At 40.6% G+C, this 17,914-nt stretch carries 21 protein-coding genes; 11 read left to right on the top strand and 10 right to left on the bottom strand.

Going from position 1 to position 17,914, the window contains the following annotated elements; translation table 11 throughout:
• Positions 1–3: 3 nt before the first annotated feature.
• From hscB to FIT70_RS04760, 8 genes are all read right to left on the bottom strand, one after another.
• Positions 4–510, bottom strand: a complete 507-nt coding sequence (gene hscB / locus FIT70_RS04795; protein ID WP_139930959.1) for a Fe-S protein assembly co-chaperone HscB — start codon at positions 508–510, stop codon at positions 4–6.
• Positions 507–830 (bottom strand): iron-sulfur cluster assembly protein IscA, encoded by a 324-nt coding sequence (gene iscA / locus FIT70_RS04790; RefSeq protein WP_139868050.1) that lies wholly within the window; start codon positions 828–830, stop codon positions 507–509. The genes hscB and iscA overlap by 4 nt, the downstream gene beginning before the upstream one ends.
• 1 nt (position 831) lies before the next feature.
• Positions 832–1,221 carry a Fe-S cluster assembly scaffold IscU gene (iscU, locus tag FIT70_RS04785; RefSeq protein WP_028818306.1) on the bottom strand — a complete coding sequence of 130 codons (390 nt, stop codon included), beginning with the start codon at positions 1,219–1,221 and terminating at the stop codon, positions 832–834.
• An 18-nt stretch (positions 1,222–1,239) separates the two neighbouring features.
• Complete coding sequence (locus FIT70_RS04780) at positions 1,240–2,463, bottom strand: IscS subfamily cysteine desulfurase (RefSeq protein ID WP_028818307.1); 1,224 nt, start codon at positions 2,461–2,463, stop codon at positions 1,240–1,242.
• Positions 2,464–2,466: 3 nt separating this feature from the next.
• Positions 2,467–3,612: a cysteine desulfurase family protein gene (locus FIT70_RS04775; protein WP_139930958.1), complete on the bottom strand. Its 1,146-nt coding sequence runs from the start codon at positions 3,610–3,612 to the stop codon at positions 2,467–2,469.
• A gap of 8 nt (positions 3,613–3,620) precedes the next feature.
• A complete protein-coding gene (iscR, locus tag FIT70_RS04770; RefSeq protein WP_139930956.1) occupies positions 3,621–4,103 on the bottom strand; it encodes a Fe-S cluster assembly transcriptional regulator IscR in 483 nt (160 codons plus the stop codon).
• Positions 4,104–4,190: 87 nt separating this feature from the next.
• Entirely contained in the window at positions 4,191–4,937 is a 747-nt protein-coding gene (cysE, locus tag FIT70_RS04765; protein ID WP_139930954.1) for a serine O-acetyltransferase, read from the bottom strand.
• Positions 4,938–4,999: 62 nt separating this feature from the next.
• Positions 5,000–5,743, bottom strand: coding sequence for an RNA methyltransferase (locus FIT70_RS04760; RefSeq protein WP_139930952.1), 744 nt, complete (start codon positions 5,741–5,743; stop codon positions 5,000–5,002).
• Positions 5,744–5,839: 96 nt separating this feature from the next.
• On the opposite strand from FIT70_RS04760, the gene FIT70_RS04755 reads away from it, so the two are divergent.
• The gene (locus FIT70_RS04755; protein WP_139930950.1) at positions 5,840–6,640 is read left to right on the top strand and encodes an inositol monophosphatase family protein; all 801 of its coding nucleotides are present in this window, start codon (positions 5,840–5,842) and stop codon (positions 6,638–6,640) included.
• Here FIT70_RS04755 and FIT70_RS04750 read toward each other — a convergent pair.
• Complete coding sequence (locus FIT70_RS04750) at positions 6,637–7,116, bottom strand: FKBP-type peptidyl-prolyl cis-trans isomerase (RefSeq protein WP_028818313.1); 480 nt, start codon at positions 7,114–7,116, stop codon at positions 6,637–6,639. The two genes, FIT70_RS04755 and FIT70_RS04750, sit on opposite strands and share 4 nt — an antisense overlap.
• Before the next feature lie 75 nt (positions 7,117–7,191).
• On the bottom strand, positions 7,192–8,814 hold the full coding sequence (gene nadB, locus FIT70_RS04745; protein ID WP_139930947.1) for an L-aspartate oxidase: 1,623 nt from the start codon (positions 8,812–8,814) through the stop codon (positions 7,192–7,194).
• A 100-nt stretch (positions 8,815–8,914) separates the two neighbouring features.
• Here nadB and rpoE point away from each other — a divergent pair, with 100 nt between their 5' ends.
• The 10 genes from rpoE (at position 8,915) to recO (ending at position 17,905) form a co-directional block, all read left to right on the top strand.
• Positions 8,915–9,634 carry an RNA polymerase sigma factor RpoE gene (gene rpoE / locus FIT70_RS04740; RefSeq protein ID WP_139930945.1) on the top strand — a complete coding sequence of 240 codons (720 nt, stop codon included), beginning with the start codon at positions 8,915–8,917 and terminating at the stop codon, positions 9,632–9,634.
• Between the two features lie 23 nt (positions 9,635–9,657).
• Positions 9,658–10,116, top strand: coding sequence for a sigma-E factor negative regulatory protein (locus tag FIT70_RS04735; RefSeq protein ID WP_139874683.1), 459 nt, complete (start codon positions 9,658–9,660; stop codon positions 10,114–10,116).
• 7 nt (positions 10,117–10,123) lie between these two features.
• Positions 10,124–11,080 carry a MucB/RseB C-terminal domain-containing protein gene (locus tag FIT70_RS04730; protein ID WP_189340842.1) on the top strand — a complete coding sequence of 319 codons (957 nt, stop codon included), beginning with the start codon at positions 10,124–10,126 and terminating at the stop codon, positions 11,078–11,080.
• A complete protein-coding gene (locus FIT70_RS04725) occupies positions 11,081–11,515 on the top strand; it encodes a SoxR reducing system RseC family protein (protein ID WP_049814361.1) in 435 nt (144 codons plus the stop codon).
• Between the two features lie 23 nt (positions 11,516–11,538).
• Entirely contained in the window at positions 11,539–12,963 is a 1,425-nt protein-coding gene (locus tag FIT70_RS04720) for a DegQ family serine endoprotease (RefSeq protein ID WP_139930943.1), read from the top strand.
• 110 nt (positions 12,964–13,073) lie between these two features.
• A complete protein-coding gene (lepA, locus tag FIT70_RS04715) occupies positions 13,074–14,867 on the top strand; it encodes a translation elongation factor 4 (protein ID WP_139870496.1) in 1,794 nt (597 codons plus the stop codon).
• Positions 14,864–15,607 carry a signal peptidase I gene (gene lepB / locus FIT70_RS04710; RefSeq protein WP_139930941.1) on the top strand — a complete coding sequence of 248 codons (744 nt, stop codon included), beginning with the start codon at positions 14,864–14,866 and terminating at the stop codon, positions 15,605–15,607. The genes lepA and lepB overlap by 4 nt, the downstream gene beginning before the upstream one ends.
• Positions 15,607–16,290, top strand: a complete 684-nt coding sequence (gene rnc, locus FIT70_RS04705; protein WP_139930939.1) for a ribonuclease III — start codon at positions 15,607–15,609, stop codon at positions 16,288–16,290. Before lepB ends, rnc begins: the two co-directional genes overlap by 1 nt.
• Positions 16,290–17,180 carry a GTPase Era gene (gene era, locus FIT70_RS04700; protein WP_049814363.1) on the top strand — a complete coding sequence of 297 codons (891 nt, stop codon included), beginning with the start codon at positions 16,290–16,292 and terminating at the stop codon, positions 17,178–17,180. The genes rnc and era overlap by 1 nt, the downstream gene beginning before the upstream one ends.
• Before the next feature lie 8 nt (positions 17,181–17,188).
• Complete coding sequence (gene recO, locus FIT70_RS04695) at positions 17,189–17,905, top strand: DNA repair protein RecO (protein WP_139874677.1); 717 nt, start codon at positions 17,189–17,191, stop codon at positions 17,903–17,905.
• Positions 17,906–17,914: the final 9 nt, after the last annotated feature.

Below are 17,914 nucleotides of genomic sequence, written 5' to 3'. Positions count from 1 at the left end.
TTTTTAAATAATTTCAATTAAAGCATCATTAATATGCTGTTCAATTTTCTCAATGAAATTAAGTTCACGCGTTATCTTGATAGCATCATGAAGATTGTTTTTAAAGATTTCTGGAAGTTGACTCATAATTTCATTTTTATTTTTTTGAATGTCACCCGCTAACTTTTCGAGTGCTTCTTTATTTTGTTTGTGTGTTTCGAGCTTTTCACGCCATTCCATCTGTTGCATTAAGAAATCTTGCGATACTGCTGTATATTTCTCATCATGAATATTTATGTCATGTAAGTGAAGTAAATATTCAGCACGTCGAATCGGAGATTTTAAGGTCTGATAAGCATCATTCACTTCTGCTGTTTTTTTGATAGAGGCTTTTTTTTCTTCATCAGCAAGGGATGCAAAACGGTCAGGGTGAATTTCTTTTTGGATGCTCTGGTAATTTTGATCAAGCTTTTTTAAATCAATAACAAATGTTTCCGGAAGTTGAAGGAGGGTGAAAAAATTTAAGCTCACACTGTAAAGCTTTCACCACAGCCACATTCTGCTTTGACGTTAGGGTTATTAAATTTAAACCCTTCATTTAAACCTTCTTTTTCGAAATCAAGTTCTGTCCCATCAATATAGACCAAGCTTTTTGGATCTATCATGATCTTTATGCCATGACTCTCAAAGACTTGATCTTCAGGCAAAGCTTCGTCGACAAACTCTAGCGTGTATGCCATACCAGAGCAGCCCGTTGTTTTAACACCAAGTCGAAGCCCTAAGCCCTTGCCTCGATTCTTTAGATATTTTTCAACACGCTCTGCAGCTTTATGTGTTAAGGAAATCGCCATCTTAGTTTAATTTACCTTGCTTGCTCTTTAAGTCAGCAATCGCAGATTTAATAGCATCCTCTGCCAAGACTGAGCAGTGAATTTTGACAGGAGGTAGCGCTAACTCTTCGGCAATCGCTGAGTTTTTAATCTCAGAGGCTTGATCTAATGTTTTACCTTTAAGCCACTCAGTGACAAGTGAGCTGGAAGCGATCGCAGATCCGCAACCATAAGTTTTAAATTTTGCATCTTCAATGACGCCATCATCGCTCACTTTAATTTGTAATTTCATGACGTCGCCACAGGCAGGCGCACCCACCATACCAGTCCCTACATGCGGGTCATCTTTATCAAGTGTGCCCACATTTCTTGGGTTTTCGTAGTGGTCTAATACTTTATCGCTGTAAGCCATATATATCCTTTTAAAATTTTAGTGGGCAGCCCACTCAACTTTACTAATATCAATACCTTCTTTAAACATATCCCACAATGGTGAGAGTTCTCTGAGTTTTTGAATCTTTTCTTTAAGTAATTGAATCGTAAAATCTACATCAGCTTCTGTCGTAAATCGTCCAATAGAAAAACGAATGGAGCTATGTGCTAATTCATCTGAGCGCCCTAAAGCACGTAATACATAACTTGGCTCTAAACTTGCCGATGTACAAGCAGATCCACTGGAGACTGCAATATCTTTTACCGCCATAATGAGCGACTCACCTTCCACATAGTTGAAGCTGATATTAAGGTTATGTGGAATACGATGTTTCAAATCACCATTCACATAGACTTCTTCCATATCTTGAAGGCCATGTAATAATTTATCGCGTAATTTTCTGATCCGTTCATTTTCTAATTGCATTTCAATGCGTGCAATTCTAAAAGCTTCACCCATACCTACAATTTGATGGGTAGCAAGCGTACCTGAACGCATACCGCGCTCATGACCACCTCCATGCATTTGTGCCTCAATACGAATGCGTGGTTTACGTCGCACGTAAAGTGCGCCAATACCTTTAGGCCCGTAAGTTTTGTGTGCAGAAAAACTCATAAGATCGACGGGCAGTTTTTCTAAATCAATATCCACTTTTCCAGTTGCTTGCGCAGCATCAACATGAAAGATGACATTATGTTCGCGACAGATGTTGCCAAGCGCTTCAATATCTTGAATGACACCAATCTCATTATTCACAATCATCACTGACGCAAGAACTGTATCAGGGCGAATCGCTTTTTTAAACTTTTCTAAATCGACCATGCCATTTGGCTCAGGTTCTAAATAGGTGGCTGTGTATCCTTCACGCTCAAGTTCACGCACTGCATCGATTACTGCCTTATGTTCAGTGGCGACAGTTAAAATATGTTTACCCTTGGTACTATAAAAATGGCTCGCACCTTTAATAGCTAAGTTATTCGATTCAGTCGCACCTGATGTCCATACAATTTCTCGAGGATCCGCATTGACAAGTTTAGCTACTTCATCACGCGCTTCTTCAACGGCTTCTTCTGCCGTCCAGCCGAAGCTATGACTTCTTGATGCGGGATTGCCAAAATGTTCTGTAATGAATGGAATCATTTTTTCAGCAACACGTGGGTCGATCGGCGTCGTCGACGAGTAATCTAGATAAATCGGTTTACGTGCTATGTCTTTTGTCATATGTTATGCCGCTATCGCTGTAAGTTGTTTTAAGGTTTGTAATTCTTTTTTTAATGCTTCTATAAAGTCTTTGACTTCAGTCACTGAATTTTTTTGTCCGAAACTAATACGCAGTGCACCACGCGCTAAATCTTCATCAATACCCATCGCAAGCAATACATGACTCGGCTCTTTATTCACACTTGAACATGCAGAGCCACTTGCAATGGCAAAGCCTTTTTTATCCAGAGCGGTAAGAAGTGTCGACCCTTCAATATCTTTAAAAGCAAAAAATGTCGTGTTATTTAAACGCGCAACTTTTTCAGAAAAAATTTCAGCTCCTAAATCTTTTAAATGGACTTCAAGAATTTTTTGAAGTTCACGTGTATGCGTTGAAGTCGTCTTCATAGATTCTGAAATGAGTTCACATGCTTTTCCAAATCCTACAATCGCTGCAATATTTTCAGTGCCACTTCGTAAATTCTTTTCTTGCCCGCCACCGTAAATCAAAGGTTCGATATCACTACGTTTATTTAAGATTAATGCACCTACACCTTGCGGGCCATATATTTTATGACTCGAGAGTGTCATGGCATCGATATGAAGCTCATCAAAGCGCACATCTATTTTTCCGAACGCTTGCACTGCATCTGTATGCGACAGTGCTTTTTTTTCTTTTGCAAAATCATGCAGGAGTGCCATGTCTTGAATGGCACCTGTTTCATTGTTCGCTAACATGACCGATACAAGACTGACATTTTCAGCTGAAATATTTTTATAAGTTTCTTTTCTGACCACACCATCTTCACTGACATTTAATAATGCCTGTTGCCAACCTTGATGCTTCATTGCCTCCATCGGACGAGCGACACATGGGTGTTCAATATTACTTCTTACTAATGTACTTTCTCTATGTTTGATAGCAGCACCATGCACGATCATGTTGTTTGCTTCAGTGCCTCCCGATGTGAAGATCACTTCAGACGGGTGTGCATGAATAGCAAGGGCTACTTGTTCACGCGCTTCTTCAATGGCGGTTCTGGCATGCCTACCAAAGCTGTGCTGACTTGTAGGATTGCCTTGTTGCATTTCCATATAAGGCATCATGACGCCTAAGACTTTTTTATCTATGGCTGTCGTTGCGTTATGGTCGAAATAAACTTTTTGCATTATGTTTATTAAACAGCTTTCGCTAAATTTCCTTGACTAAGTTTATCGTTTAAGAAAAAAATCGCACTCTCACGATTCTTGCTATCTTTAGATTGCGCCTCAACTAAGTGCGCTAAAGTTAAACTCTCAAGATAGTCTAATATTTTATGATTGATGGACACCCAAAGATCATGGGTAATACAACGACCACCATCGTGACAATTCTCTTTACCGGAGCACTGCGTTGCATCAATTTCTTCATCGACCGCTGTGATGATATCTTTCACAGTAATCTCTTGATGTTTTTTGGCTAAGTGATACCCACCGCCAGGCCCTCGTATACTTTTTACAATGCCTCCACGACGCATACGACTAAAAAGTTGTTCGAGGTAGGATAAAGAGATCGCTTGTCGATCGCTGATGTCAGCTAAGGTCACAGGCTTTTCTTTCTCGTTCAGGGCGAGATCTAAAATAGCAGTCACTGCAAAACGGCCTTTAGTGGTGAGACGCATAATAAGATCCTTTATCTTTAAGACTCATAAGAAACGTTAAGTTTCTGAAGCTTAAAGTATAGAATAACCCATTATTTTAATCAAGTATTATTTGGACGCCTTTTTCTTGTGCGAGAAGGCTTTGGCGAGTTTAAGATCCTCGTTGGTACGAGGTTTCAAGGATTTGATTTGGCCCTCTAAACGCTCAATGGTTTGATTTTGTTTTTTGATGGCTTGCATCAACTGATCAAGATTTTTGTGCATCGGGTCATCCTCATCTCGGCCCAACGCATAGGCGTTAAAGGCTGGAAGTTGAACTGCACTTTTTTGTTTGGTTTGCCCTTCTTCTTCGACAATGCGCGCAGGAATTCCCACGGCTGTTGCTTTAGCTGGCACGTCTTTTACCACCACGGCGTTCGATCCGATTTTAGCGCCACGCCCAATAGTAATAGGACCTAGGATTTTTGCACCCGCCCCAATCACAACACCTTGTTTTAAAGTCGGATGACGTTTTCCTTTGTTCCAAGAGGTGCCACCTAATGTCACGCCATGATAAAGCGTGCAATCATCTTCGATAATCGCGGTTTCCCCAATCACGACACCCATGCCGTGATCAATAAAAACACGACGACCGATAGTCGCCCCTGGGTGAATTTCAATACCAGTAAACCAGCGTCCGATATGGGAAATGAAGCGGCCTAGCCAGTAAAGCTTGATCCGCCATAATGCATGGGCCACCCGATGAATCAGCAATGCATGCACGCCAGGGTAGGTCGTTAAGACTTCGAGTGTCGACCTTGCAGCAGGGTCGCGCTCAAAGACAATCGCGATATCTTCTCTAATTTTTTTAAACATGGGCGTAATTATCGCATGAAATGATTAACTTGACTAAATTACTAGGTTAATACAAGTGGACTTTAAGATTTTAATTTTTTTTGTACCTGCGTTAAGATGCCGCGCAAAATATTAATCTCATCGACTTCAAGTTGTGATCTCGCAAAAAGGATATGCAGTCGTTGCATTAACCGTTCACCTTGAACCTTATCTAAGAATTCTATTTTCTCGAGCACTAACTCTAAGTGAGATAAAAATCCCATTAAGCTATCGTGATCCGCTAAAAGATTTAGGTCTTTGGTATAGAGCTTGGGTGGTTTTGTCGAAATAGAAGCCTGTCTTAATTCATGACATACCACTTGCACGGCTTGCGCTAAATTAAGGGATGAGTAATGCGGGTTAGCATCGATAAAACTTAATATTTGGCATTGGTGTACCTCAAGATTTGAGAGCCCACTCATTTCAGTGCCAAAGACAAAAGCGACGTCTGAATGATCTGCGACACGAATCATTTCATGCGCCACTTCACGCACATCTAGATAAGGTTGTGTCAACTCGCGTCGCCTCGCAGATAATCCCACAGCAAGCTTCACACCTTTTAAGGCTTCTTCTAAATCTTGAACGACGAACGCATGTTGTAAAATATCATCAGCGCCAGATGACATTGCAGTCGCTTCAGGGTGCGGAAATTTTTTAGGATTCACTAAATAGAGTCTGTGAATACCCATGGTCTTCATCGCACGCGCTGTGGCGCCAATATTTCCGGGGTGACTTGTTTGACAGAGTATGATGCGGATGCGATCGAACGCATCTGAAGTAGCGACCATGGAGTTCCTTCATGTAAAATAGCATTTTATCAAGTCTATTAAAAAACGAAGCTTTAAATAGACACGTTCTTATAAAAATAGAGAGAAATTCATTTTATGCATCCGATGTTAAACATTGCAGTTAAAGCCGCAAGACGCGCAGGTGCTATTATCAATCGAGCGTCTCAAGATATCGGCACACTCACGGTGAAGAGCAAAAACTTTAACGACTTTGTTAGTGAGGTGGATGTCGCCGCCGAGCGTGCGATTATTGACACCTTAAAAGAGGTGTATCCCACACACGGTTTCCTGGGCGAAGAATCAGGTTCAACCACTCACACAAGTGATTTCATTTGGATCATCGATCCCTTAGACGGGACGACTAATTTCTTGCATAACTTTCCACAGTACTGCGTGTCAATCGCACTTCAACATAAAGGCGAAATTACACAAGCAGTAATTTATGAGCCGAATCGAAATGATCTTTATACGGCGACCAAAGGTCGCGGTGCATTCTTAAATGATAAGCGTATCCGTGTTTCAAAATGCGACAAGCTTCAAGAGTCCCTCGTAGGTACAGGTTTTCCATTTCGCGATTTTAAACATCTAGATACTTATTTGGGCATGTTTAAATCAATGCTACAAAAAACTACAGGCATTAGACGTCCAGGCTCTGCAGCGCTCGATTTAGCTTATGTGGCGAATGGATCGCTGGATGCTTTTTGGGAGATTGGTTTGTCGCCCTGGGATATTGCAGCGGGTTCACTTTTAGTTCAAGAAGCAGGCGGAATTATTTCAAACTTAAATGGCAAAGAGGGATGGCTTCAGTCAGGAAATATATTGGCAGCCTCACCTAAAATTTATGATGCCATGTTAGAAGTTTTAGCGCCTCATCTCACGGAAGAGATTAAAGCTTAGTGGTGATGACCACCCGCACCGTGCACGTGTTGGTGAGTCACTTCTTCTTGGTTTGCAGAACGCACATCTTTAATGGTTGCTTTGAAAATAATACGTTGACCGGCCCAAGGATGATTGCCATCTACCACTACTTTCCCATCTGCAACATTCGTCACTGTATATAAAATAACTTCACCCGTCTCATCTTCACCTTCGAATTGTGAACCCTCTTTTAAATTTTCTTGGGGGAAAGCTGAAGCCGGTTCAATTTGAACGAGCTCCGCATCATACTCACCAAAAGCATCGGCAGGCTCTAACGCTAATTCAATCGTGTCACCAATATTTTTTCCGTGCATCGCTTCTTCTACTTTTGGAAAAATATTGTCATAGCCACCATGGAGATATGCCACAGGCTGGTCACTTGATTCTAAAACAACGCCGTCGGCATCTTTCAGTTCGTAGGTCATCGTGACTACAGTGTTCATAGAGACTTGCATAAAAAATTCCTTCAAATGTTTTTTAATATTTTATAGAAGATATAAAGAGATGGGGTGTGACTTTTTAAAATTATTTTAATGTCCGTGATTATGATCAAGGAGACTATAAAAATTAGATGGCGTCATGATGGTTGGTTTTGCGATCTTTAATGGCTTTGGATAGTCACGGCTAAAATGGAGTCCCCGACTTTCGTGTCTTGCAATCGCTGATTCCACAATCAACTCTGCGACTTGTAAAAGATTTCTTAATTCAATGAGATTATGGCTCACCTTAAAGTTCGTATAAAACTCATGCACCTCATCACGCAGCATATGAATGCGATGAAGAGCGCGTGATAGACGTTTATTAGTTCTCACAATGCCGACGTAATTCCACATGAAGCGTCGTAATTCATTCCAAGTATGCGTGATAAGAATTTCTTCATCCGCATCAGTCACTCGACTTTCATCCCAGTGAGGTAAATCAAAAGAAGTGGTATCGACTTTAGATTGAAGAATATGTTTCGCCACTGCGTCACCAAAGACTAAACATTCAAGAAGTGAATTACTTGCTAAACGATTGGCACCATGAAGTCCTGTGTAGGCTGTTTCGCCAATGGCATAAAGATGGGCTAAATCGGTTTGACCTTCAAGATTGGTCATCACACCTCCGCAACTATAATGCGCAGCAGGGACCACCGGAATCCATTCTTTTGTGATATCGATACCAAGCTCTAAGCATCGGGCATAGATGGTTGGAAAATGTGACTTTATAAAGTCAGGTGATTTGTGTGAGATATCTAAATATACACAATCGATCCCGCGTTTTTTCATTTCAAAGTCAATCGCACGGGCCACAATATCGCGGGAAGCCAATTCACCTCTTCCATCATACTCATCCATGAAGCGTGATCCATCCGGCAATCTTAAAAGACCACCTTCGCCTCTCACAATTTCAGAGATTAAAAAAGATTTAGCTTTGGGATGAAAAAGACACGTCGGATGAAACTGAATAAATTCCATATTGGCAACGCGACATCCTGCTCGCCATGCCATAGCCACACCATCGCCTGTGCTGACATCAGGGTTTGTTGTATAGAGATAAACTTTACTGACGCCGCCTGCTGCAAGAATGGTTTCTTGCGCTGAGACCGTCACAACTTTCCCGGTTTTGTTATTAAGCACATAAGCCCCTAAGCAACGATTGGATTTAATGTGATTAATTTTTAAAGATTTTTTTTCTGTAATGAGGTCGACCGCAATATGGTTTTCTAGAATCGTGATATTCGCGTGCGCTTTGACTTGTTCACTCAAAGTTGCCTGGATCGCTCGACCCGTAGCATCTTTTGCGTGAACCACACGCCTATGGCTATGACCACCTTCTTTGGTTAAATGAAATTGTTGTGTTGTTTCGTCCCGGCTAAAAGGCACCTGCAAATCATGAAGCCACTCAATCGCTTCTTTGCCGTGAGATGCCACAAAATTGGCAACCTTAGGGTCAGTTAAACCACCCCCAACAAATTCGGTATCCTTCACATGACTTTCAATGGAGTCTTCATTTGACATGACCGCAGCCACGCCTCCTTGAGCCCACTGGCTTGAGCTATCTAGAATTTCTCGCTTACTGACAATCAGTACTTTTTTATGGTCAGCTAGCTTTAAAGCTGAAGTAAGGCCAGCTAAACCGCTACCTATAATGAGCACGTCACAACGTAACATTTTGCGTATTTTTCATGAACTAATTAAGAATGAAGGCGTCAGAGATGTATATATAGTATGTTTATGTTTTTTTTGACGAACAAAATTAAGCTAAAAACCCATGCCAATACTTAACAATAACATAGAACAAAAGAAATTATCACTCGTTGAAGATAAGTCTGCCGTGTATACTTCCGAGCATGTTAAACCTTCGCTATCAGACGTTGTGAGTGAGAAAATCGAAAATCCGAATCGTGCACTCGACCAAGTTTTAGTCGAAAGCGCTCAGCAGGGCGATAAAAAAGCATTCGGTCTTTTAGTCGAAAAATATCATCGCAAGCTCGGTCGCATTCTCACCCGTATGGTGCGTGATCAAGCCGAGATTGAAGACATTGTCCAAGAAACATTCATTAAAGCGTATCGTGCCCTCCCTAATTTTAGAGGCGACAGTGCTTTTTATACCTGGCTCTATCGCATTGGTATCAATACCGCAAAGAATCATTTAGTGGCGATGGGCAAACGCCCGCGCAATATGACTGAATTTGAAAATGAGGATGGTGAGTTTGAAGAAACGCACCAAGTGGCGGAAGCTGAAAATCCAGAGACCACATTACTCACGAAAGAAATCGGGATTACTGTCAATGCCGCGATTGAATCCTTACCAGAAGAATTAAAGGTGGCGATTACATTACGTGAAATTGAAGGCTTAAGTTATGAAGAGATTGCAGAGATGATGGAGTGTCCGATTGGCACTGTGCGCTCTCGTATATTTAGAGCGCGCGAAACGATTGCGGAAAAATTAAAACCGCTTTTGTCACAACACAATAATAAACGTTGGTAAATTTAAATTTAAGGAAAAGTTATATGAAAGAAAAAATTTCAACACTCCTCGATGATGAGCTCGATCTTAAAAGCTCAAGTCAAACGGTAAGAGACATTAACAAAGACAGCCGTTTACGTGAGCGCTTCGAAACTTACCAATTGATTCGTGACTCCATTAAAAATGAATTGATTGACTCAACACTTTCATCCAAATCTATTTTAGATGCCATTGATAAAGAGCCTATCCAGTTAAAGTTTAATAAGTCCTCTAAGTTTCAATCTGCGATTGCGCTCCCTGCAGCGTCATGGATGTCTTGGCCGGTAGCGGCATCATTTATTGCTGTTCTTTTTGTAGGTGCGATGATCACGACAAATACATTTCATATGAAACCAACGAATACGATTGAAATTGCCGAGAATATTCCAAATGAATATATTGAAGCGCATCAAACGTTAGCGCCGACTAATGTCGCGTTTTATGTTGAAACACAAGCTAAGTAATTTTTTTATGCAGCGAGTAGTCGTTGGTTTAATCACCCTTGTCTTAAGTTGTTATGCACAAGCCGCTGAGGATCCTTGGCTTCATCTAGAAAAAGCCTCTCAAGCCGCCAGAAAATTAAGTTACAAAGGTATTTTTCTTTATCAAAATTTTCAAGATGTCCGCTCAATCGAAATCACCCATCTTAATAATGGCGAGGAAGAATTCGCTCGCATGGTGACTTTAGATGGCCAGCCTCATGAAGCCTTATCACGCGGCAAAAATATGATGGTGTTTAATTCGAATAAAGAAAATGTCATGATTCAGGAAAGACAGGGTCAGAATTTATTTCCTGCGATTTTGCCTCCAGACATCGAAAGTGTTAAAGCGATTTATACCCTTCGCTTTGCGAATCAAGAAAGAATTGGTGGCCGCGAAGCTCAAATTGTTTACCTTGAACCCAAAGATCAGTTTCGATATCTTTACAAGTTATGGCTCGATAAAGAATTTGGCTTGATTCTGAAGATGAGCATTTTAGATCATCAACAAAAAATGATTGAACAAGCAAGTTTTAATCAAATTGCATTATTTAGTGGACAAGATTTAAATTGGTTTAAACCCAATGTTGATACACATAAAAAATACATCATGAATGAAGCGCCTCAAAATAAAATATCCCACGAAAAATATTGCACCATTTCTAATTTGCCTGCGGGGTATAAAGAAGTTAGTCACGTGACCAGAACCATGGGCAATCAACCACAACTTGTTCATCACTGGGTATTCTCAGATGGACTTTCCTTTGTCTCTTTATTTGTAAACCCTATACCTAAAGACCAGAAGTCTCGTGTGGGGGAAACGCGCGTGGGCTCATCCCATGTTTATGCGAGAGTCATGAATGGTAATCAAATTATGGTGGTAGGTGCAGTGCCACAAGCAACCATTCAAAAAATTTCGAATTCGATTCAAGATATGAAAGCGCATTAGATGATCGAAGAGCAAGCCATTGTAATCAAAGCTTCAAAAGAGCATGTCACACTCGAAGTGGTGCGAAGTAAGCCTTGTGGTTTATGTGGACAGGTAAGGGGATGCGGTAATTCAATCTGGGGAAAAATTTTCTCACATCAATCAGGCCTCATTGAAACCAGAAACAATTTGAATGCGAAATTAGGGGATGTTGTGATTCTAGGTATCGATGAAACGCTTATGCTCAAAGGTTCGCTCATGCTTTACGGCGTGCCACTTCTTTTAATGTTTTTAGGTATGGCGATTGCAAATAGTTTCGTCACACATATGATCGAATTTTATACGTTGATGGGTGCAGTATTAGGGTTATCTTTAGGTGTCATGATGATTAAGCGTGCTATTAACGAGAAAATGCAAATGTTTTACAATGAAGCACAACTCATTCGTTTTAAATAATTCACATAAGGAATAGATAGACCATGATAAGACGTCTTTTTTATGTATGCATATTTCAGTTTTTAATTCTGACCGGATTAGTTGCTAAAGAACTTCCGGACTTTACTGAGCTCGCTGAAAAACAAAGTCCTGTCGTCGTCAATATCAGCTCGATTCAAAAAAATCGTGCGAATGTGATGGGACAAGGATCGCCTGAAGATGAGCAAATGCAAGAATTTTTTAAGCGTTTTGGAATTCCAGTACCGCCAGGTATGCCACCTCATAATGGTCGCGGCCAACAACCTACCCCAGATAAACAAGTGTCTGCCACAGGATCTGGATTTATTGTGACGACAGATGGTTTCATATTAACTAATGCGCATGTTGTCAAAGACGCAGATGAAGTGATGGTAAAACTTAATGACAAGCGTGAATTCAAAGCAAAAGTGATTGGGATTGATTTAAGAACGGATGTTGCCGTATTAAAGGTCAATGCGACTAGCTTACCGAAAGTAAGTATTGGAAATCCTGACACCATTAAAGTCGGCGAATGGGTCGCTGCCATTGGCGCTCCTTTTGGCTTAGAAAATACAATGACCGTTGGTATTGTGAGCGCTAAAGGTCGTGCATTACCTCAAGAGAATTTTGTACCTTTTATTCAAACCGATGTGGCGATTAATCCAGGTAACTCAGGTGGTCCGTTATTTAATTTAAAAGGTGAGGTGATCGGGATTAACTCGCAAATTTATAGCCGCACTGGCGGTTATATGGGACTCTCATTTGCCATTCCTATCAATGTGGCGATGGACGTCATGGGTCAACTTAGGACTAACGGTAAAGTGATTCGAGGTTGGTTAGGTATTGCGATTCAAGAAGTGACCAAAGAACTTTCCGAATCCTTCGGTATGAAAAATACCAATGGCGCATTAGTCGCTGGGATTGAAAAAGGAGCGCCTGCGGAAAAGGGTGGTCTTCAGCCTGGGGATGTGATTACTAAATTTGATAGTAAGTTGATTGAGTCCTCTTCTGACTTGCCTAAAGCGGTGGGTAATACGAAACCAGGTAAAACGGTGATTGCTGAAGTGTTTAGAAAAGGCAGCATCAAAACGCTCAACTTAACTGTTGGTGAGATGCCATCTGATCAATCTGAAGTAATTGCAAGTAATAAGGCCCCTGAAAAAGCAGACGTGAATCGTTTAGGTTTGGTTTTAAAAGAAGCCCCTCCACAACAACGCAAAAAAATGAATGGCAAAAAGGGATTGTTAGTAGTTGATGCGCAAGGTTCAGCGGCAGCAGCTGGTATTCGTCGAGGCGATATTATCTTAGCGCTTAACAACGGCGAAGTCGAAAGCGTTGAGGCTTTTACCAAAGAAATCTCCACTATCCCAAATGGCAAGACAGTAGCGCTCCTCATTTTAAGAAATGATGAGACACTTTACGTGCCGGTCAAGATCACGAATGAGCGATAAAATCAGCTAGGCATAAAAGCTTTGTTGTAAAATACATGCTTTCAATCAAAGGCGCTTAAAGAGTTTTAAGCGCCTTTGTTATTAGGTAACTCAAGGCATCATTATTCTTCATGGAAAACATTAGAAACTTTTCAATCATCGCGCATATCGATCACGGCAAGTCGACCTTGGCGGATCGTATCATTCAGTATTGCGGTGGTTTATCAGATCGCGAGATGGAAGCGCAAGTTTTAGATTCGATGGATCTTGAGCGTGAACGCGGTATTACGATTAAAGCGCAAACAGCCGCACTTCAATATAAAGCACTTGACGGTAAGATTTATAATCTCAATCTCATTGATACACCCGGCCACGTCGACTTCACTTATGAAGTGAGTCGCTCTCTTGCAGCTTGTGAGGGCGCGCTTTTAGTCGTTGATGCAAGTCAAGGGGTTGAGGCGCAGACAGTCGCTAATTGCTATACCGCGATTGAGCAAGGTGTGGAAGTCACGCCTGTGTTAAATAAAATTGATTTACCATCTGCAGATCCAGATCGTGTGATCGAGGAAATAGGCGATGTGATTGGCATTGATGCCTCAGATGCGATTCGCTGCTCGGCTAAAACAGGCGAAGGTGTGAGAGATGTATTAGAAACAATCGTTTCTCGCGTGCCACCGCCAAGAGGCGATGTGACTAAACCATTAAAGGCGCTCATCATTGATGCTTGGTTTGATAATTATGTAGGTGTTGTCATGTTAGTGCGTGTAGTCGATGGTAGCTTAAAACCAAAAGATAAAATTAAATTGATGGCGACAGCTGATCAATATCTGTGTGAGCAAGTGGGTGTTTTCACACCAAAATCGAGAAGCAAAGAATCACTGTCTGCAGGCGAGGTAGGTTTTATTATTGCAGGTATTAAAGAGCTCGCAAGTGCTAAGGTGGGTGATACAGTTACGTTAGCAGACAAACCCGCATCCGAAGCTTTGGCTGGATTTAAAGAAGTTAAACCCCAAGTATTTGCAGGGCTCTACCCTGTAGAATCCAATCAATTCGAAGCCTTAAGAACGGCTTTAGAAAAATTAAGTTTAAATGATTCATCCCTTCGTTTTGAACCAGAGAATTCGACAGCTTTAGGTTTTGGTTTTCGTTGTGGATTTTTAGGCCTTCTTCATATGGATATCGTGCAAGAGCGTTTAGAGCGTGAGTATGATATGGATTTAATCACTACAGCCCCGACCGTTGTGTATGAACTTCTTAAGAGAGACGGTGAAGTTACCCAAATTGAAAATCCATCCAAATTACCTGACACATCTCGTATCGAAGAAATTCGTGAGCCGATTATTCTCATTAACTTACTGATGCCGCAAGACTATGTAGGCCCTGTGATGACTTTATGTAATGGCAAGCGAGGCATTCAAAAAAATATGCAATACCTAGGTCGACAAGTGATGCTGACTTACGAGATGCCACTTAATGAAGTGGTGCTCGATTTCTTTGATCGATTGAAATCGATTTCAAAAGGTTATGCGTCTATGGATTATGAATTCTTAGAATTTAGAGCAGCTGATTTGGTGAAGCTTGATATCATGGTGAATGGTGAACGTGTAGATGCATTATCATTAATTGTGCATCGTTCAAATAGTATTTATCGAGGACGAGAAGTGGCATCTAAGATGCGTGAATTGATCCCAAGACAAATGTTTGATGTTGCTATTCAATCATCCATCGGCGCTAACATCATTGCGCGTGAAACAGTGAAAGCCATGCGTAAGAATGTGTTGGCCAAATGTTATGGTGGCGACATTTCGCGTAAGAAGAAATTATTAGAAAAACAAAAAGAGGGTAAGAAGCGTATGAAGCAGGTTGGGAATGTTGAAATTCCTCAAGAGGCTTTCTTAGCTATTTTAAGGGTAGAAGAAAAATGATGTTTGCGCTAATCATGGTCATCGTCTTAACCATCACAGGTCTGATTTGGTTACTTGATATTTTTGTCTTAAGCAAAAAAAGAGCGGCGAATGCAAAAGAACCTATCCTGGTTGAATATTCGAAAAGTTTTTTCCCTGTGATTTTTTTAGTGTTCTTTATTCGCTCATTTATTGCAGAGCCTTTTAAAATTCCTTCAGGCTCCATGATGCCGACACTTTTAGCAGGCGATTTTATTTTAGTCAATAAATTTAGTTACGGTTTTCGTGTGCCTATTTTGAATCACACCATCATAGAAGTAGACAAGCCTCATCGTGGTGATGTGTTTGTATTTCACTACCCACCTAAAACATCAATTGACTATATCAAGCGTGTCGTAGGTCTTCCAGGCGATGTGATCGAGTATAAAAGTAAAACACTTTATATTAATGATAAAAAAATAGAGCAAACATTCGTTGGTAAATACCCATACCTCATGAATGAAATTCATCACATTGAAGCTAAAGAATTGAAGGAGTCATTGGGTAGTGTAAATCATTCCATATTGATTCATGATTTGCCTGGAGAAAATTTTAAATTTGAAGTGCCTCAAGGCCACTATTTAGCATTTGGGGATAATCGAGATAATAGTGCTGATAGTCGCGTATGGGGTTTTGTGCCCGAACATAATTTAGTGGGACGTGCTTTTTTTATTTGGTTTAATTTCAGCGAATTTAAACGTATTGGGTCTATCATTCATTAATGGATAAAGAGCGTCAGGCCTCGTTAAGTCGAATCATTCATTACACGTTTAATGATTCTGCTTTTATGATCATGGCTCTCACGCATCGCAGTTTTTCAGGGCAACATAATGAGCGGCTCGAATTCTTAGGCGACAGCGTTTTAAGTTTTCTCATCGCCGAAGAGCTCTATAAAAGATTCCCACGTATTGATGAAGGTGATTTAAGTCGCCTGCGTGCACAACTTGTTAAAGAAAGCTCATTAAGTGCTATTGCCACATCCATTGGTTTGGGTGACTTTATCCGATTAGGCGAGGGTGAATTAAAAAGTGCAGGATGGCGACGCCCATCCATTTTAGCTGATACGTTTGAATCTATGATTGGTGCGATTTATTTAGACGGTGGCATAGAGCCTACACATCAATTTGTACATCGTTTTTTTGAAAATCAGTTAAATGAGATTGATCCAAAACTTATTCAAAAGGATCCAAAAACTTTACTACAAGAATTATTACAAAGTAAGAAGAGTGATTTACCGATTTATACAGTCGTCTCCATTGAAGGGGAAGCGCACAGCCAAACCTTTACCATTGAATGCATCATTAAGAAATCTGATATTAAAACGCAAGGGATAGGAAACAGCAGAAGAATTGCGGAGCAAGAAGCTGCAGCAAAAGCTTATCAACTTATGTTGGAGATCATCTAGTGAGCGAACATAAAATCACACGCTGCGGTACGATCGCTATTGTTGGTCGACCTAATGTAGGTAAGTCGACACTCTTAAATTATTTGGTAGGTAGCAAGATCAGTATTACTTCAAAAAAAGCGCAAACCACACGCTATCAATTATTAGGCATTCAAACGATAGATGATACCCAGTTTCTTTTTATTGATACACCCGGTTTTCAGCTTAAACATTTAAACCTCATGAATAAGGGTTTAAATAAAACCGTGCACCAAGTATTAAGTGATGTCGATGTAGTTCTTTTTGTCATTGAGTCTCGAGGCATGACGGAAGAAGATCAAGCCGTGATGAAACTCATTCCTAAAGATCGCCCGACGATTCTCGTCATGAACAAAGTAGATTTAATGAAAGACAAGAATGCACTTTTAGAACAAATCAAAACCATGAGCGAGACATATACTTTTAAAGCTATGGTGCCTGTGTCTGCTAAAAAAAATAAACATCTAGACCATTTACTATCGACCGTTCGAGATTTTTTACCCGAACAGCCATTCATCTATGGTGAAGATGAGATTACGGATAAGAGCGAAAGATTTCTTGCGTCTGAAATCATCAGAGAGAAGATTTTCCGTCTCACGGGCCAAGAAGTGCCTTATTCCATTGCCGTCGAAATTGAAAAATTTGAAGTCGAAGGTAATTTGCGTCGCATCTTTGCCGCGATTATCGTGGATAAGGATAGTCAGAAACCCATGTTGATCGGTAAAGACGGTGAAAAGTTAAAACAAATTTCAACTGAGTCTAGACAAGACATGGAAGAGCTCTTCGGGGGTAAGGTATGGCTTGAGACTTGGGTTAAAGTCAAAAGTGGTTGGTCGACAGATCAGCGCGTTTTAAAATCATTAGGCCTTTAATTTTATAAATGGCGACTCCCAACCATCGTCAAGAAAATCAGCGTGTGTATATCTTGCACACATATCCTTTTAAAGAAACAAGTTTAATCGCAGAAGTTTTCACAGAAAAATTTGGCCGCATTCCAGTGGTAGCTAAAGGGGCTCGACGACCAAGATCATCTATTCGTGGCATGCTTCAATCCTTTCAAGTGTTGCTTGCGAACTGGTCAGGTAAATCTGAACTTAAAAGTTTAAATGGATTGGAGTGGTGCGAGAAGCTTACTATTTTAGAAGGTGACGCGTTGATGTGCGGATTTTATCTTAATGAATTGATGATGCGTCTATTGCCAAGAGATGAGCCTCATCCTGACCTCTTTCATTTCTATCATGAAACTATTTTAGCCTTAAGTGAAGGTCATGAACTCACGATTACATTACGTCGATTCGAATTAAAACTTTTACAAGCTTTAGGTTATGCAGTCACTTTAGATCATGATGAAGATTCAAATCCAATTATCCCTGATAAAATATACCGTTATGAGGCTGAATATGGCGCGTGTGATTTAACGAAGACTGATCGCGGCATTAAAGTGTTAGGCAAAACCTTGCTTGATATGGCAAGCGACCAATACATTGATAAAGAAACACAACAACAAAGTAAGCAATTGATGCGTTATTTATTAGGTTTTTATTTAGGCGATAAGCCGCTGCATTCGAAACAACTCTTTGTTGATTTACAAGGATAAGATTTTTTT

This window comes from Candidatus Methylopumilus universalis (genome assembly GCF_006364435.1).
Taxonomy (GTDB): Bacteria; Pseudomonadota; Gammaproteobacteria; order Burkholderiales; family Methylophilaceae; genus Methylopumilus; species Methylopumilus universalis.
Note: the sequence above shows the minus strand (reverse complement) of the source record. Positions and strands in the feature narration are given on the sequence as shown.

What these genes read in the sequence shown, in the direction of transcription:
- iscA (WP_139868050.1), bottom strand. Translation starts at nt 830, where the DNA reads ATGGCGATTTCCTTAACACATAAAGCTGCAGAGCGTGTTGAAAAATAT.
- iscU (WP_028818306.1), bottom strand. Translation starts at nt 1,221, where the DNA reads ATGGCTTACAGCGATAAAGTATTAGACCACTACGAAAACCCAAGAAAT.
- FIT70_RS04780 (WP_028818307.1), bottom strand. Translation starts at nt 2,463, where the DNA reads ATGACAAAAGACATAGCACGTAAACCGATTTATCTAGATTACTCGTCG.
- FIT70_RS04775 (WP_139930958.1), bottom strand. Translation starts at nt 3,612, where the DNA reads ATGCAAAAAGTTTATTTCGACCATAACGCAACGACAGCCATAGATAAA.
- iscR (WP_139930956.1), bottom strand. Translation starts at nt 4,103, where the DNA reads ATGCGTCTCACCACTAAAGGCCGTTTTGCAGTGACTGCTATTTTAGAT.
- cysE (WP_139930954.1), bottom strand. Translation starts at nt 4,937, where the DNA reads ATGTTTAAAAAAATTAGAGAAGATATCGCGATTGTCTTTGAGCGCGAC.
- FIT70_RS04760 (WP_139930952.1), bottom strand. Translation starts at nt 5,743, where the DNA reads ATGGTCGCTACTTCAGATGCGTTCGATCGCATCCGCATCATACTCTGT.
- FIT70_RS04755 (WP_139930950.1), top strand. Translation starts at nt 5,840, where the DNA reads ATGCATCCGATGTTAAACATTGCAGTTAAAGCCGCAAGACGCGCAGGT.
- FIT70_RS04750 (WP_028818313.1), bottom strand. Translation starts at nt 7,116, where the DNA reads ATGCAAGTCTCTATGAACACTGTAGTCACGATGACCTACGAACTGAAA.
- nadB (WP_139930947.1), bottom strand. Translation starts at nt 8,814, where the DNA reads ATGTTACGTTGTGACGTGCTCATTATAGGTAGCGGTTTAGCTGGCCTT.
- rpoE (WP_139930945.1), top strand. Translation starts at nt 8,915, where the DNA reads ATGCCAATACTTAACAATAACATAGAACAAAAGAAATTATCACTCGTT.
- FIT70_RS04735 (WP_139874683.1), top strand. Translation starts at nt 9,658, where the DNA reads ATGAAAGAAAAAATTTCAACACTCCTCGATGATGAGCTCGATCTTAAA.
- FIT70_RS04730 (WP_189340842.1), top strand. Translation starts at nt 10,124, where the DNA reads ATGCAGCGAGTAGTCGTTGGTTTAATCACCCTTGTCTTAAGTTGTTAT.
- FIT70_RS04725 (WP_049814361.1), top strand. Translation starts at nt 11,081, where the DNA reads ATGATCGAAGAGCAAGCCATTGTAATCAAAGCTTCAAAAGAGCATGTC.
- FIT70_RS04720 (WP_139930943.1), top strand. Translation starts at nt 11,539, where the DNA reads ATGATAAGACGTCTTTTTTATGTATGCATATTTCAGTTTTTAATTCTG.
- lepA (WP_139870496.1), top strand. Translation starts at nt 13,074, where the DNA reads ATGGAAAACATTAGAAACTTTTCAATCATCGCGCATATCGATCACGGC.
- lepB (WP_139930941.1), top strand. Translation starts at nt 14,864, where the DNA reads ATGATGTTTGCGCTAATCATGGTCATCGTCTTAACCATCACAGGTCTG.
- rnc (WP_139930939.1), top strand. Translation starts at nt 15,607, where the DNA reads ATGGATAAAGAGCGTCAGGCCTCGTTAAGTCGAATCATTCATTACACG.
- recO (WP_139874677.1), top strand. Translation starts at nt 17,189, where the DNA reads ATGGCGACTCCCAACCATCGTCAAGAAAATCAGCGTGTGTATATCTTG.